The sequence below is a fragment of the Micromonospora sp. LHW51205 genome (assembly GCF_003315815.1).
GTDB classification, from domain to species: domain Bacteria; phylum Actinomycetota; class Actinomycetes; order Mycobacteriales; family Micromonosporaceae; genus Micromonospora; species Micromonospora chalcea.
In genome coordinates, this window is record NZ_QMEZ01000012.1 from 25311 (window position 1) to 39469 (window position 14159).

Sequence of the window (14159 nt, forward strand, 5' to 3'; positions counted from 1 at the left end):
CGGCGGCTACCGTCGGGTAGTGCCCGCGCCCAGCGACGGCAACCCCGCGGCGCAGAACGACGCCCGGTCCAAGCCGCTGCGCAACCTCTGGCGGCTGCGGCCCTACCTGCGCCCGTACGCGACGGAGTTCGCCTGGCTGCTGGTGGCGGCGCTCGCGGCCACCGCGGCGAGCCTCGCCGTTCCGCTGGTGGTGCAGCGGGTGGTCGACGGGCCGGTGGCCCGGCACGACGAGGCCGGGCTGCTGCGGCTCGGCGCCCTGGCGCTGCTGCTCGGGCTGGCCGAGGCGGTTCTCATCTTCATCCGCCGCTGGACCCAGTCGTCGTCCTCGGTGGGCATGGAGGCGGCCATCCGCGCCGACATCTACGCCCACCTGCAACGGCTCCCGGCCGGCTTCCACGACCGCTGGCAGTCCGGCCAGTTGCTGTCCCGGATCACCAGCGACCTCTCGGTGATCCGGCGGTTCCTCTCCTTCGGGCTGCTGTTCCTGGTCCTCAACCTGATCACCTACGTCGCCGTGGTGGTGCTGCTGATCCGGCTGCACCCCTGGCTGGGGTCGCTGGTCGCGGCCAGCGCCGTACCGCTGTTCCTGATCAGCCGCCGCTTCGCCCGGCACTACCACGCGGCGTCGCGCCGGATGCAGGACCAGCAGGGCGACGTGGCCACGCTCGTCGAGGAGACCGCGCAGGGGCTGCGCACCATGCGGGCGTACGGGCGGGGGCCGGAACTGGCGACCCGGTTCGCCGTCGGCGCGCGCCGGCTGCACGACACCGGGATCGGCAAGGCGCGGCTGCTGGCCCGCACCTCGGCGCTGTTCGACCTGGTGCCCAACCTGACCCTCGGCGCGGTCCTGGTGACCGGCGCGGCGGCCGTCGCCGAGGGCGCGCTGTCCATCGGGGAGCTGGTCGCGTTCGTCAGCCTCCAGCTCATGCTGATCTGGCCGGTGCAGTCGCTCGGCTGGATCATCGCCAACGGCCAGGAGGCCGCCACCGCCGCCGACCGGATCCAGGAGGTCCTCGACACCCGCCCGACGATCGTGGACGCGCCGCACGCCCGGTCGCTGGAGCGCGCCGACGTACGCGGCCGGCTCCGCTTCGAGGGGGTCACCTTTCGCTACCCGGGCACCTCGGCGCCGGTGCTGCACGACCTGGACCTGACCGTCGAGCCGGGCGAGACGATGGCGCTCGTCGGCGTCACCGGCTGCGGCAAGAGCACGCTGCTGTCGCTCGTCCCGCGGCTGCACGAGGTGACCGGCGGCCGGATCACCGTCGACGGGCACGACGTGCGTGACCTGCGGCTCGGCTCGCTGCGACGGCTGGTCGGGGTGGCGTTCGAGGAGCCGACCCTGTTCTCCATGTCGGTCTGGGAGAACCTGACGCTGGGGCGGCCGGACGCGGGCGAGGAGGAGGTCCGGGCGGCGCTGGCGCTGGCGCAGGCGGACTTCGCGTACGAGTTGCCCTGGGGGCTGGCCACCCGGGTCGGTGAACAGGGGCTGTCGCTGTCCGGCGGGCAGCGGCAGCGCCTCGCGCTGGCCCGCGCGGTGCTCGGGCGGCCCGCACTGCTGGTGCTCGACGATCCGCTCTCCGCGCTCGACGTGCACACCGAGGCGCTCGTGGAGGCGGCGCTGCGCCGGGTGCTGCGGGAGAGCCGCACCACGGCCCTGCTGGTGGCGCACCGCCCCTCGACAGTGGCGCTGGCGGACCGGGTGGCGCTGCTGGACGGCGGCCGGATCGTCGCCGTCGGCACCCACTCGGAGCTGCTGGCCCGGGTGCCGGCGTACCGGGCGGTGCTCTCCGCCGAGCCGGAGCGCCGTTCCGGCGGCGTCGGTCTGGTGCGCTCGTGACCGGCGGCGTGCCGCGGGTGCCCCGGCCCCGCGACGCGCCGCGCGACACCGGCGCGCGCACCGCCGGGCGCCGGCAGGCGCACCACGCAGCCGGCGCACACCACGACGAACCGAACCGCACCGGCGGACGCGACGACCTGTCCCGCTGGCGCGGCCGGGCCACCGACCCGGACGCCGACCGCAGCCGCGCCGAGGACTCCTCCCCGGCGGCGGTGGCCCGGCTCCGCGCCCGCAGCCGGCTCCTGCTGCGGCAACTGCTGCGCCCGCACCGGCGTGCGCTCGGGCTGGCGGTGGCGCTTCTGCTGGCCCAGAACGCCGCCGCGATGTCCGGCCCGTACCTGGTCATGCTCGGCATCGACCGGGGCATCGGGCCACTGCGGGCCGGTGATCCCGGCCCGCTGATCGCTGTCGCCGCCGCGTTCGTGGTGGCGACAGCCGTCGAGTACGCGGCCCGGCGCGCGTTCCTCACCCTCGCCGCCCGGATCGGCCAGGCCGTCCTGCTGGACCTGCGCCGACGGGTGTACGGGCACTTCCTCCGCCTCGACGTCGGTTTCCACGAGCGCTACACCTCCGGGCGGATGGTGTCCCGGCTGACGAGCGACCTGGAGTCGATCGCCGAACTGGTCGACGGCGGCATCGACAAGCTGGTGATGGCCGGGCTGTCGGTGCTGTCGGTGGCGGGCATCCTGCTCTGGCTGGACCTGCCGCTGGCGGCGGTGACGCTGCTCGCGTTCCCGTTCCTGTTCCTGCTGTCACGCTGGTTCGCGCGCGCGTCGGCGGGCGCGTACCGGCGTACCCGGGAGGCGGTGGCGCTGGTCATCGTGCACTTCGTGGAGTCGCTGCGCGGGATCCGGGCGGTGCAGGCGTACCGGCGGGAGGAGCGCAACGAGCGCATCTTCGCCGCCGTGAACGACGACTACCGGCGCTCCAGCCTGCGCGCGTTCCGGCTGATCGCGATCTACTCGCCGGGCATCCGGCTGATCGGCAACCTGACCACGGCGGTGGTGCTCGGGTACGGCGGCTGGCGGGTGCTGGGCGGCGGCGTCGAGGTGGGCGTGCTCGCCGCGTTCCTGCTCTACCTGCGCCGGTTCTTCGAGCCGATGGAGGAGTTGAGCCAGTTCTACAACGCGCTCCAGTCGGCGACCGCCGCGTTGGAGAAGCTGGCCGGGGTGCTGGACGAGCGCCCGGCGGTGGCCGAACCGGCGGACCCGGTGCCGCTGCCGGCCGGGCCGCCGCGCGGGGCGGTGACGTTCCGCGCCGTCGACTTCGGCTACCGGCGGCAGACGCCGATCCTGTCCGGCCTGGACCTGACCGTGCCGCCCGGGCAGACGGTGGCGCTGATCGGGCCGACCGGCGCCGGGAAGTCCACAGTCGCGAAGCTGCTGGCCCGGTTCCACGACCCGGACGCGGGCGCTGTCGACCTGGACGGGGTGAACCTGCGTGACCTGGCCGACGCCGAACTGCGCCGGGCGGTGGTGCTGGTGACCCAGGAGACCCACCTGTTCAGCGGATCCGTGGCCGACAACATCAGGTTCGGGCGGCCGGACGCGGACGACGAGGCGGTGGTCGCGGCGGCGCGGGCGATCGGCGCGCACGACTTCATCGCCGCGCTGCCCGACGGGTACGCCACGGACGTGCACCGGCGCGGCGGGCGGCTGTCCGCCGGTCAGCGGCAGCTCGTCGCGTTCGCCCGGGCGTTCCTCGCCGACCCGCGGGTGCTGATCCTGGACGAGGCGACCTCGTCGCTGGACGTGCCGACCGAGCGGTTGGTGCAGCGGGCCCTGCACAACGTGCTGCGCGACCGTACCGCCTTGGTGATCGCCCATCGTCTCTCCACCGTGGAGACGGCGGACCGGGTGCTGGTGCTCGACGACGGCCGGATCGTGGAGGACGGCCCACCGGCCGAGCTGATCGCCGCCGACGGCCGCTACGCCGCCCTGCACCGCCAGTGGCGCGACTCGCTCCTCTAGCTCGCTCCTCCGACCCTCGTTGATCTTGCACTTGCGGCCCGAGGGATGCCCGAAAAGCGGCTTGTGCCGGGGCGGCAAGCGCAAGATCGGCGAGGACGCGCGGGGTGGGGAAAGTCGTGGAGTGCGGCAACCGGGCTGCCTACCATCGGACGATGACCGACACGACGATCAGCGCCCGCGGCGGCGTCCCCGAGCGTCCGAGCCTGGACGGCATCGAGGAGACCTGGGCCCGCCGCTGGCAGTCCGACGGCACGTACGCGTTCGACCGTACGAAGGAGCGGTCGGACGTATACGCGATCGACACTCCCCCGCCGACCGTGTCGGGCGAACTGCACATGGGGCACGTGTTCTCGTACACGCACACCGACACGGTGGCCCGGTTCCAGCGGATGCGCGGGCGCACGGTCTTCTACCCGATGGGCTGGGACGACAACGGGCTGCCCACCGAACGCCGGGTGCAGAACGTGTACGGCGTGCGTCCCGACCCGGCGCTGCCATACGACAGCAACTGGCGGCCGCCGTCCGCGCCGGTGGACGACACGGCCCGGAAGAACCCGACGGCGATCTCCCGGCGCAACTTCATCGAGCTGTGCGAACTGCTCACCGTCGAGGACGAGAAGGCGTTCGAGGCGCTGTGGCGGCGGCTCGGGCTGTCGGTGGACTGGTCGCTGACGTACACCACGATCGGGTCGGCGGCCCGCGCCGCGAGCCAGCGCGCGTTCCTGCGCAATCTGGCGCGGGGCGAGGCGTACCAGGCCGAGGCGCCGACGCTGTGGGACGTCGGGTACGGCACCGCCGTGGCGCAGGCCGAGCTGGAGGACCGGGAGCGGCCCGGCGCGTACCACCGGCTGCGGTTCACCGGGCCGGACGGCCGCGAGGTGCTGATCGACACCACCCGCCCGGAGCTGCTGCCGGCCTGCGTGGCGCTGGTCTGCCACCCCGACGACGAGCGGTACGCGGACCTGGTCGGCGCGTCCGCGCGTACCCCGGTGTTCGGGGTCGAGGTGCCGGTGCGCGCGCACCCGCTGGCGGACCCGGCCAAGGGCACGGGCATCGCGATGGTCTGCACGTTCGGTGACCTGACCGACGTGACCTGGTGGCGTGAGCTGCGGCTGGACACCCGCGTGGTGATCGGCCGGGACGGGCGGCTGCTGCCGGAGCCGCCGGCCGGCGTGCCGGCGGCGCCCTACGCGGCGCTGGCCGGGCAGACGGTGAACGGCGCCCGGCGGACGCTGGTGGAGCTGCTGGCCGACGCGGGTGATCTGGTCGGCGAGCCGCGCCCGATCACGCACCCGGTGAAGTTCTACGAGCGCGGCGACCGGCCGCTGGAGATCGTCTCGACCCGGCAGTGGTATCTGCGCAACGGCGGCCGGGACGCCGGCCTGCGCGAGGAGCTGCTGGCCCGGGGTCGGGAGCTGCGCTGGGTGCCGGAGCACATGCGGCACCGCTACGAACACTGGGTGGGCGGCCTCACCGGTGACTGGCTGGTCAGCCGGCAGCGGTTCTTCGGCGTGCCGGTGCCGGTGTGGTACCGGCTCGACGACACTGGCGAGCCGGACTGGACCCACCCTCTCACACCGGACGAGGCGACGCTCCCGATCGACCCGAGCAGCGAACCGCCGCCCGGATACGAGGAGTCGCAGCGCGGTGTGCCGGGCGGTTTCACCGGCGACCCGGACGTGCTGGACACCTGGGCCACCTCGTCGCTGACCCCGCAGATCGTCGGCGGCTGGGAGACCGACCCGGACCTGTTCGCCAGGGTCTTCCCGATGGACCTGCGCCCGCAGGGGCACGACATCATCCGGACCTGGCTGTTCGCCACCGTCGCCCGGTCCCACCTGGAGCACGGCGCGCTGCCCTGGCACACCACTGTGCTCTCCGGCTGGATCCTCGACCCGGACCGCAAGAAGATGTCGAAGTCCAAGGGCAACGTGGTCACGCCGATGGCGCTGCTGGAACAGAACGGCTCCGACGCGGTCCGCTACTGGGCCGCCAACGGCAAGCCGGGCATGGACCTCGCCTTCGACCCGGCCCAGGTCAAGGTGGGCCGGCGGCTGGCCACCAAGCTGCTCAACGCGTCGCGGTTCGCGCTCGGGCTGGGCGCCGCCGACGCGCTGCGGGCCGCGGCGACCCAACCGCTGGACACCGCGATGCTCGCCGAACTGTCCGGCGTGGTCGCGACCGCGACCACCGCCTTCGACGGGTACGACCACACGGCCGCCCTGATGGCCACCGAAGCGTTCTTCTGGCGGTTCTGCGACGACTACATCGAGTTGGTGAAGGAGCGCGCCTACGGCACCGGGCCGGCGGCCGACTCGGCCCGGGCGGCGCTGGCGACCGCGTTGACGGTGCAGTTGCGCCTGTTCGCGCCGGTGCTGCCGTTCGTCACCGAGGAGGTCTGGTCGTGGTGGCGGTACGGCTCGGTGCACCGCTCGCCGTGGCCGACCACGTACGAGGTGGGCCGCGCGACGCAGGCGCCGGGTGACCCGGAACTGCTGCGACTGGCCGCCGACGCGCTGGGTCAGGTGCGCCGCGCCAAGTCGGAACGGAAGCTGTCGATGAAGGCGGACGTGCCGCTGGCCGAGGCACTCGGACCGGCCGCGGTGCTGGACCAGCTCGGCACGGTCGCCGACGACCTGCGCGCGGCGGGCCGGATCGCGAAGCTGGACCTGCTGCCGGATCGCACCACCGAACTGGTCATCGCCTGCGCGTTCTGAGCGCCGCCGGCGATGTAAGGAAGGGCCCCTTCTTAACGCCTGGCGTCGTAGAAGGGGCCCTTCTTAACACCCCGAAGGGCCGGCCGGACCGGCCCGCGGCGGTGCATTCCTCAGTCGGCCGCGCAGGCCGCCTTGAGCTTGTCCCGGGCGGCGGTGAGATCCGCCCTGCTCGGCGCCTTGCCCGGCGCCTTGGCCCAGGCGTCGGCGAGGTCGCTCATCTCGGTCGCGACGCCCTTCACCGCGCTGTTCACCTCGTCGCTGTTGGTGAAGGCGTGCGTGTAGAGCGTGGCCGCGCCCGCCGAGTACTGCGCGCTGACCGCCGAGTGACCGGCCGGTGGGCCGATCTTCTCCGCCTCGGCCACCTCCTTCAGGGCGGCCGTGATGTCCTTCTCCGCCGTCGCGCAGGTCTTCCGGGTGGCCTCGTCGAGGCCCACCGGGGCCGGCGTCACCGGCGGCACGGACGTGGCGGCCGGGGCGGAGGGCGCCGCCGACCCGGCCGAGGGGGTGTCCTCGTCGTCGCCGCAGCCGGACATGACGATCATCGCCACCGCGGCCGGAGCCAGCAGGGCGAAGCGAGCTGAACGCACAGTGTTCTCCCCGTGTCGGTGTTCGTAGCCGCCGCAAACTAGCAGACCGGACACGGCAGGGCGGAACCCGTTTTCCGTCGCGAACGCCGGAAAACGGGTCCCGCCCTGCGGGCTCAGCTCGTCTCGCCGGCCACGCTGAACGAGCGCAGGCGGTCGATCGCCAGCACGGTGAACCCGACCGCCACCAGCGCGGTGAGCACTGCCGCGACCGGCACCGAGACACTGGTGCCGAGCAGCGGCGTCGGCGCCATCCGGTCGGCCAGGGCGATCACCCACTGCTGGATCGACAGCACCCGGGTGCCGCTGACGAACCGGCCCAGCAGGCCTTCCCAGATCAGCACGTAGACCAGGCCGAGCAGCACCGGCCGCCGGGTCACCAGGCTCAGCGCCAGGAACAGCGCCGAGTACGCCAGCGCGCCCGCCGCCGAGGCGACGACCAGGGCGAGTCCGAGGCGTACCGAATCGGCGAGCACGCCCGCGACGTAGATCGGGACACCGACGGTGACCGCCGTGACGCCGGCCGCGACCGCCAGCTTCGGCAGCACGATCTGCCAGCGCGGCAGCGGCTTGGTGAGGATGTGCACGACGGTGCCGTCGTCGATCTCCGCGCCGAGCACGCCGGTGCCCACGATCAGCGCCACCACCGGCAGCACCACCGCCAGGCCGAGACCGACGAGCACCGGCGGGCCCCACTGGCCGGGGTCGACGCCGAGCGACCGGCAGAGCACCGCCAGGCCGATCAGGATCAGCGGCAACGGCAGCAGCATGAGGAACCGGCTCCGGCCGAACAGGCCGCGCGCGGTGATCCAGGTGACTGTCGACATCATGCCTCCACCAGATACGAGAAGACGCTCTCCAGCGACTCGTCCTCCGGCAGGAGCTGCCGGACCCGGATGCCGTGCCGGAGCGCGATCCGGGGCAGTGCCCGGGTGAACGCGCCGTAGTCGCCGGCCTTGACGGTCAGGCCGGTGCGGCCCAGCTCGACGCCGGAGACCGACGCCTCGGCCATCAGCGCCACCGCCAGGGCGCGGTCGTCGGTGGAGCGGACCGCGAACACGTGCGGCCGGTTGGTCATCAGGCGGCGGATGGTCCGGTAGTCGCCGGAGGCGGCCAGCCGGCCGGCGACCATCACCTGGACGGTGCCGGAGACCTGCTCGACCTCCTCCAGGATGTGCGAGCTGAACAGGATGGTCCGTCCCGCGTCGCCGAGCCGGTGCAGCAGCGCCATCATGTGCAGCCGCTGGCGCGGGTCCATCCCGTTGAACGGCTCGTCGAGCAGCAGCACCTGCGGGTCGTGCACCAGCGCGGCGGCGACCCGGGTGCGCTGCCGCATGCCCTTGGAGTAGGTGCCGATCCGGCGGGTCTGCGCGTCCTCCATCTCGACCAGCTCGATCGCCCGCTTCGTGGCGGCCTCCGGGTCGGGCAGCCGGTGCAGCTTCGCGCTGGCCAGCACGAACTCGTACGCGCTGAGGAACGTGTGCACCGCCTCGCGCTCGCTGACCAGGCCGAGCCGCCGGTAGACGCCGGGGTTGCGCCAGGTCGGCTCCCCGTCCAGCGTCACCGTGCCGCGCGACGGGGACAGGAAGCCCGCCATCATGTGCAGCAGCGTGGTCTTGCCGGCGCCGTTGGGGCCGAGCAGGCCGGTCACGCCGGGGCCGAGCCGCATGGTGACGTCGTTCACCGCCACCACGTTGCCGTACCAGCGGGAGACACCGGCCAGGTCGAGCGTGCTCGTCGCGGCGGCGGGCGCGCCGGTCGTCGACTGGGTGCTGATCGCCGTCATCGGGCGGCCACCTTCCGGTATCGCAGGAGCAGCAGGCTGACGCAGGCGGCGACCAGCAGCACGGCGACCACGGCGTAGACCGGCCCGAAGTCGCCGATCGGCATGCCACCCCGTCCCTGGGTCAGCCGGTCGCCGAGCGCCCAGTTGCCCACGCCGCCGACGAGCGTCGGCGGGGAGGCGACGAAGGCCAGCTCGTTGATCGTCCGCGAGGGCAGGATGGACAGCACGCCGACGACCGGCGTGGTCATCAGGAAGACCGCCACGATGCCGCCGGCCGCGAACGCGCGCTTGCCGGTCAGCGAGGCGACGAGCAGCGCGATCGAGGCGAACACCACCGCCCAGAGCCCGGCGTAGAGCAGCCCGGGCAGCAGGTCGAGCAGTTCGTCCCACACCCCGCGTACGCCCCGGTTCGTGGTGAACGCGGCGCCGAGGAACATCACCAGCTGCGGGCCGCCGAGCAGCAGCCACAGCGCGGTGACAAGCGCCAGCAGCTTGGACAGCGCGTAGTCGCCGCGCGGCAGCGGCCGGGAGAAGTACAGCGGCAGCACGCCGCTGCGCAGGTCGCGGGAGACCAGCTCGGGCGCGGCCACCGCGGCGAAGAAGATGACCAGCCAGCTCATCGCGTCGGCGAACTGGGCGTACGTCATCACCACCTCGCCGATCTGGCTGCGCACCGCGGTGACCCCGGCGGCCACCACGGTCACCACGGAGACGACCAGCCACGGGAAGATCTTGGCCTTGGCGCTGCGGCCCAGCCCGAAGACGGTACGCACGCCGTGCAGGTAGAGCGCGCCGAAGACCTGCCGGCGGCCGAGCCGCGGGCCGGTGTAGCGCTGGTAGCCGATGTCGTGGATGACCCCGGTCGCGTCAGACATGGCTGGGCTCCCTCGCGGCGAAGAGTTCGGCCACCCGGTGCCGCCGCTGGTCCAGCCGGTGCAGCGGCAGGTCCAGCTCGGCGACCGCGCCGAGGATCTGGTCGTAGGTGGCGTCGTCGGCGAGCGGGACGAGCAGCAGCCGCCCGTCGCGGGTCACCGGCAGGTCGAGCGCGGCGAGCCGGGCGGCCAGGTCGTCGGTGCCCTCGCTCACCTCGACGGCGAGCACGTCGGTGGCGGTGGTCATGGCGGACACCCGGTCGGCGCGCAGCAGCCGGCCGCCGTCGATGGCGACGAGCGTGTCGCAGATCCGCTCCACCTCGCCGAGCAGGTGCGAGCAGACCACCACCGAGATGCCGAACTCGGTGCCGATCCGGTGGATCAGCGCGAGCATGGCGTCCCGGCCGGCCGGGTCGAGGCCGTTCGTCGGCTCGTCGAGCAGCAGCAGATCGGGATCGTGTACGAGCGCCTGGGCGAGCTTGACCCGCTGCTTCATGCCGGTGGAGTAGCCACCGACGGCCCGGTGCCGCTCCTCGTGCAGACCGACGTGGCGCAGCGCCTCGGAGGCCCGTTCCCGGGCGACGGTGCGCGGCAGTCCGCTGATCCGGCCCAGGTGGGTGACCAGCTCGGCGGCGGACAGGTCGGGCGGGAGGGCGTCGTGCTCGGGCATGTATCCGACCCGGGCGCGGACCGCGGCCGGGTCGGTGGTCGGGTCGAGGCCGAGCACCTGTACCCGGCCGCTGGTCGGCGGGAGCAGACCCAGCAGGATCTTGATCAGAGTGGACTTGCCGGCGCCGTTCGCGCCCACCAGCCCGATGATCCCCGGCTCGACCGATACGGTGAGGTCGGTCAACGCGGTGACCCGGCCTCCGTACGTCTTGGTCAGCGACTCGGTCGCGAGCAGTGTCACGCCGTTCAGCGTAGAACTCCGGGGCCGCGCCGGAGCCCGTCCTGACCCGGGCGATCCCCTGATCCCTCGGCTCCGGGCCCCCTAGGTGACCGACGGGGTAGCGGCGCCGCGGGGAAGCTGCCACCGTGTGAGGCGACTCGACGGGGGGCGTCATGAGCGACGGTACGGATCGGCCGGCGGTGAGCGTGGTGGTGCCCACGTACAACTGCGGGGCCCACCTCGATCCGCTCGTCGCGTCGCTGTCGCGGCAGGGGTTGCCGCCCGGCGGATACGAGGTGATCTTCGCCGACGACGGGTCGACCGACGGGACGCCGCAGCGCCTGGACGAGCTGGCCGCTGCCGACCCGCACGTGCGGGTGCTGCGCCTGCCGCACTCGGGCTGGCCGTCGCGCCCGCGCAACCAGGGGCTGGAGCAGGCACGCGGCGAGTACGTCTTCTTCGCCGACGACGACGACTGGTTCGGCGACGAGGCGCTGGCCCGCCTGCACTCCTGCGCCCGGGCACACGACGCGGACATCGTCGTCGGACGGATGATCGGGCACCGGCGGGGCGTACCGCGGGAGCTGTTCCGGGAGAACCGGTTCGACGCCACCCTGGCGAACGCGCCGCTGGCCGACAGCATGACCTGTCACAAGCTGTTCCGGCGGTCCTTCCTCGACCGGCACGGGCTGCGCTTCCCGGAGGGCCACCCGCGACGCCTGGAGGACCACCGGCTGATGGCGGCGGCCTACCTGCTCGCCGAGCGGATCTGCGTGCTGGCCGACCACCCCTGCTACCACCACGCCCGCCGCGAGGACGCGGGCAACGTCACCGCCACCCGGATGGACCCGGCGGAGTACTACGCGGCGCTGCGGGCCGCGATGGACATCGTGGACGCCCACCGCCCACCGGCTGCGGCCCGCCTGCGGCTGCACCGGCGCTGGCTGCGCAAGGAGATGCTGAACCGGCTGCGCGGGCAGGCGCTGCTGAGCGCGCCGGAGCCCTGGGCCGGGCAGGTGGCGGACGAGGTGGGGCAGCTCGTGAAGGAGCGTGTCGCACCCGAGGCGATCGCCGGGGTGCCGCCGATGTACCAGGTGATCGCGCATCTCGCCGCGCAGGGGCGGATGGCCGACCTGCGCCGGCTGGCGGAGTGGGACGTGAGTGTCCGGGCGCACGCCGCCGTCGACCGGTGGCAGGTGGAGGGACGGACGCTGACCGTCGCCGTCTCCGCCCACCTGCGCGCCGGGGACGAGCCGCTGCGCTTCGACGACCGAGGGCTGCCGGTGCTCCCGGTGGCCGGGGCCGCGCCGGACGGTGTCGTGATGCGGGCCGGCGGGGCGAGGACCGACGTGGTGATCCGCCGCCGGGAGACCCGGGAGGAGTTCTTCCTCCCGGTCGACGCCACCACCGAGCCGGCCGCCGACGGCCGGGTCTGTCACCGCAGCACCGCCACCGTCGACTTCGCGGCGCTCGACGGCGGCCGGACCCGGGGCACCTGGGAGGTCCGGGCCCGGGTGATTCAGGCCGGGTGGGCGCTGGACGCGAACCTGCCGCTCGTGGTGCGCTGCGCGGCCGACGGCGGGCCGCCCCGGGTGGAGGATCCGCGCCGGCTCCGCGCCCGGATCCGGCGGGCGGTCCGGCGGATCCGGGATCGCGCGCTCGGCCGGACGGCGCGCGCCGGCAGCCGTTCGCACGATCGACCGGCGGCGGCCCGGCGGTAAGGATTCGAAGACCCCGGTTCGTCCTCGGCACGATCGCCGGAACGCGCGATTACCGGGAGGCCGGGTGGCGCTCTCGACCGATCGCCGGTGGGCTGCGAAACTGTGTGCCGGCCGGTGAGTTGGGGGTTCGATGAGCAACGGGTGGCTGCTGCCCGAGGACGTTCTGCGGGATGCGCCGTCGTACGCGCCCAGACCCGCTGAGCTGGCCGATCTCCAGTTGTTGCTGAGCGGGGCGTACGCGCCGCTCACCGGTTTCATGAGCCGGGCCGACCTGACCTCGCTGAGCCGGCGCGGCCGGCTGGCCGACGGCACCCCGTGGCCGGTGCCGGTGACGCTCCAGGTGCCGGCCGCGCTGGCCGACGGGCTCGACCCGGCGGACCCGGCCCGCCGGGCGGTGGTGCTCACCGACGGCGAGGGCGCGCCGGTCGCGGCGATGGACGTGACGGACGTCTGGCCGGGCCGCGAGGGCCTGGTGGGCGTCGGTGGCACGGTGCGCCGCCTGGGCGACGGCGGCCACGGACCGTTCCAGCGCCTGCGGCGCGGCCCCGACGAGGTACGCGGCCTGCTGCCGCCGGGCCGGGTGCTCGGGGTCTTCGCCGACCGTCCGCTGCACCGCCCGCAACTGGCGCAGATCGCGCACGCGGCCCGCACGCTCGGCGCGCACCTGCTGGTGCTGATCCCGGTGGGCGAGGGGTCGACCGGTGGCCTGCCGTCCGAGGCGCTGGTGCGTACCGTGTTCGCCGCCCGCGACCGGATGCCCCCGGCGACGCTGGTGGCGGTGCCGCTGGCCCGCCGGCGTGACGAGATCAGCGACGCGCTGCTGCGGGCCCGGGTCGCCGCCGCGTACGGCGTGACCCACCTGCTCTCCACCGAGGGCATGCTCTCCGGCGCCGGCCTGCGTGTGCTGGTGCCCCGCGAGCTGGCCTACGACAACCGGGACGGGCAGTGGCGCTGGCGGGAGGACATCCCGCCGCGCAACCGCCGGCTGGCGCTGAGCGTGGAGGAGATCGACGACCTGCTGGACCGGGGCTTCCCGCTGCCCGAGTGGCACACCCCGCCGGCGGTGGCGAAGGAACTGGTCCGGGCCCGCCCGCCGCGGCGGTACCGGGGACTGGTGATCTTCCTGACCGGGCTGTCCGGCTCGGGCAAGTCGACGATCGCCCGGGGCCTGGCCGACGTGCTCCGTGAGCAGGGCGACCGCACGATCACGCTGCTCGACGGCGACGTGGTGCGGCGGGAGCTGTCCGCCGGGCTCGGGTTCAGCAAGTCCGACCGGGATCTCAACGTGCGCCGGATCGGCTGGGTGGCCGCCGAGATCGCCCGGCACCGCGGGGTCGGCATCTGCTGCCCGATCGCGCCGTACGCGGCGGCCCGCGCCACCGCGCGGGAGATGGCCGAGGCGGCCGGCGCGGGCTTCCTGCTGGTCCACGTGGCGACGCCGCTTGAGGTCTGTGAGCAGCGCGACCGCAAGGGCCTGTACGCCCGCGCCCGGGCCGGCCTGCTCACCGGGATGACCGGCATCGACGACCCGTACGAGGAGCCCACCGACGCCGATCTCGTGGTGGACACCTCGGACATCAGCGTCGAGGAGGCCATCGGGAAGGTGATGGAACACCTCACCGAGACCGGCTGGGTGGAGCCCCGCCTCCAGCCCGCCTGACCTTTCGGCCGCCGGACGCGTCCGGCCTGCGAGCACCTCGACCGCCGTCGTCCGGCCTTACGGACGACGGCGGTTTCGCATCGCCCCTCGTTGCGCGGTAGTGTTCGCCTTTGTTGGAAC

Annotated in this window: 10 protein-coding genes; 5 read left to right on the forward strand and 5 right to left on the reverse strand. The window is 73.8% G+C overall.

All coding sequences use genetic code 11. The features are described 5' to 3' along the window. Positions 1 to 19: 19 nt before the first annotated feature. The 3 genes from DQE82_RS28980 to valS all read left to right on the forward strand — a co-directional run bounded on the left by DQE82_RS28980 (position 20) and on the right by valS (position 6527). A complete protein-coding gene (locus tag DQE82_RS28980) occupies positions 20 to 1840 on the forward strand; it encodes an ABC transporter ATP-binding protein (RefSeq protein WP_113974747.1) in 1821 nt (606 codons plus the stop codon). A gap of 137 nt (positions 1841 to 1977) precedes the next feature. Next, positions 1978 to 3810: an ABC transporter ATP-binding protein gene (locus DQE82_RS28985; RefSeq protein ID WP_205797832.1), complete on the forward strand. Its 1833-nt coding sequence runs from the start codon at positions 1978 to 1980 to the stop codon at positions 3808 to 3810. 152 nt (positions 3811 to 3962) lie between these two features. Next, the gene (gene valS, locus DQE82_RS28990) at positions 3963 to 6527 is read left to right on the forward strand and encodes a valine--tRNA ligase (protein WP_113974749.1); all 2565 of its coding nucleotides are present in this window, start codon (positions 3963 to 3965) and stop codon (positions 6525 to 6527) included. Between the two features lie 110 nt (positions 6528 to 6637). Here the strand turns inward: valS and DQE82_RS28995 are convergent, their stop codons facing one another. From DQE82_RS28995 to DQE82_RS29015, 5 genes are all read right to left on the reverse strand, one after another. After that, positions 6638 to 7075, reverse strand: a complete 438-nt coding sequence (locus DQE82_RS28995; RefSeq protein WP_199496158.1) for a hypothetical protein — start codon at positions 7073 to 7075, stop codon at positions 6638 to 6640. Positions 7076 to 7227: 152 nt separating this feature from the next. Beyond that, complete coding sequence (locus DQE82_RS29000) at positions 7228 to 7938, reverse strand: ABC transporter permease (protein WP_043328383.1); 711 nt, start codon at positions 7936 to 7938, stop codon at positions 7228 to 7230. Beyond that, on the reverse strand, positions 7938 to 8897 hold the full coding sequence (locus tag DQE82_RS29005; RefSeq protein ID WP_113974750.1) for an ABC transporter ATP-binding protein: 960 nt from the start codon (positions 8895 to 8897) through the stop codon (positions 7938 to 7940). Before DQE82_RS29005 ends, DQE82_RS29000 begins: the two co-directional genes overlap by 1 nt. Next, positions 8894 to 9772 (reverse strand): ABC transporter permease, encoded by an 879-nt coding sequence (locus DQE82_RS29010; protein WP_069088264.1) that lies wholly within the window; start codon positions 9770 to 9772, stop codon positions 8894 to 8896. The genes DQE82_RS29005 and DQE82_RS29010 overlap by 4 nt, the downstream gene beginning before the upstream one ends. Beyond that, positions 9765 to 10679 (reverse strand): ABC transporter ATP-binding protein, encoded by a 915-nt coding sequence (locus tag DQE82_RS29015; RefSeq protein WP_064448851.1) that lies wholly within the window; start codon positions 10677 to 10679, stop codon positions 9765 to 9767. Before DQE82_RS29015 ends, DQE82_RS29010 begins: the two co-directional genes overlap by 8 nt. 152 nt (positions 10680 to 10831) lie before the next feature. Here DQE82_RS29015 and DQE82_RS29020 point away from each other — a divergent pair, with 152 nt between their 5' ends. Both DQE82_RS29020 and cysC read left to right on the forward strand, forming a co-directional pair. Next, positions 10832 to 12379 carry a glycosyltransferase family 2 protein gene (locus DQE82_RS29020; RefSeq protein WP_069088265.1) on the forward strand — a complete coding sequence of 516 codons (1548 nt, stop codon included), beginning with the start codon at positions 10832 to 10834 and terminating at the stop codon, positions 12377 to 12379. Positions 12380 to 12509: 130 nt separating this feature from the next. Next, entirely contained in the window at positions 12510 to 14039 is a 1530-nt protein-coding gene (gene cysC, locus DQE82_RS29025; RefSeq protein WP_043328378.1) for an adenylyl-sulfate kinase, read from the forward strand. The last annotated feature ends 120 nt before the right edge of the window (positions 14040 to 14159 follow it).

Bases quoted from the DNA above. Each gene is read 5' to 3' on its own strand.
- valS (WP_113974749.1), top strand. From the start codon at position 3,963: ATGACCGACACGACGATCAGCGCCCGCGGCGGCGTCCCCGAGCGTCCG.
- cysC (WP_043328378.1), top strand. From the start codon at position 12,510: ATGAGCAACGGGTGGCTGCTGCCCGAGGACGTTCTGCGGGATGCGCCG.
- DQE82_RS29010 (WP_069088264.1), bottom strand. From the start codon at position 9,772: ATGTCTGACGCGACCGGGGTCATCCACGACATCGGCTACCAGCGCTAC.
- DQE82_RS29005 (WP_113974750.1), bottom strand. From the start codon at position 8,897: ATGACGGCGATCAGCACCCAGTCGACGACCGGCGCGCCCGCCGCCGCG.
- DQE82_RS29020 (WP_069088265.1), top strand. From the start codon at position 10,832: ATGAGCGACGGTACGGATCGGCCGGCGGTGAGCGTGGTGGTGCCCACG.
- DQE82_RS29000 (WP_043328383.1), bottom strand. From the start codon at position 7,938: ATGTCGACAGTCACCTGGATCACCGCGCGCGGCCTGTTCGGCCGGAGC.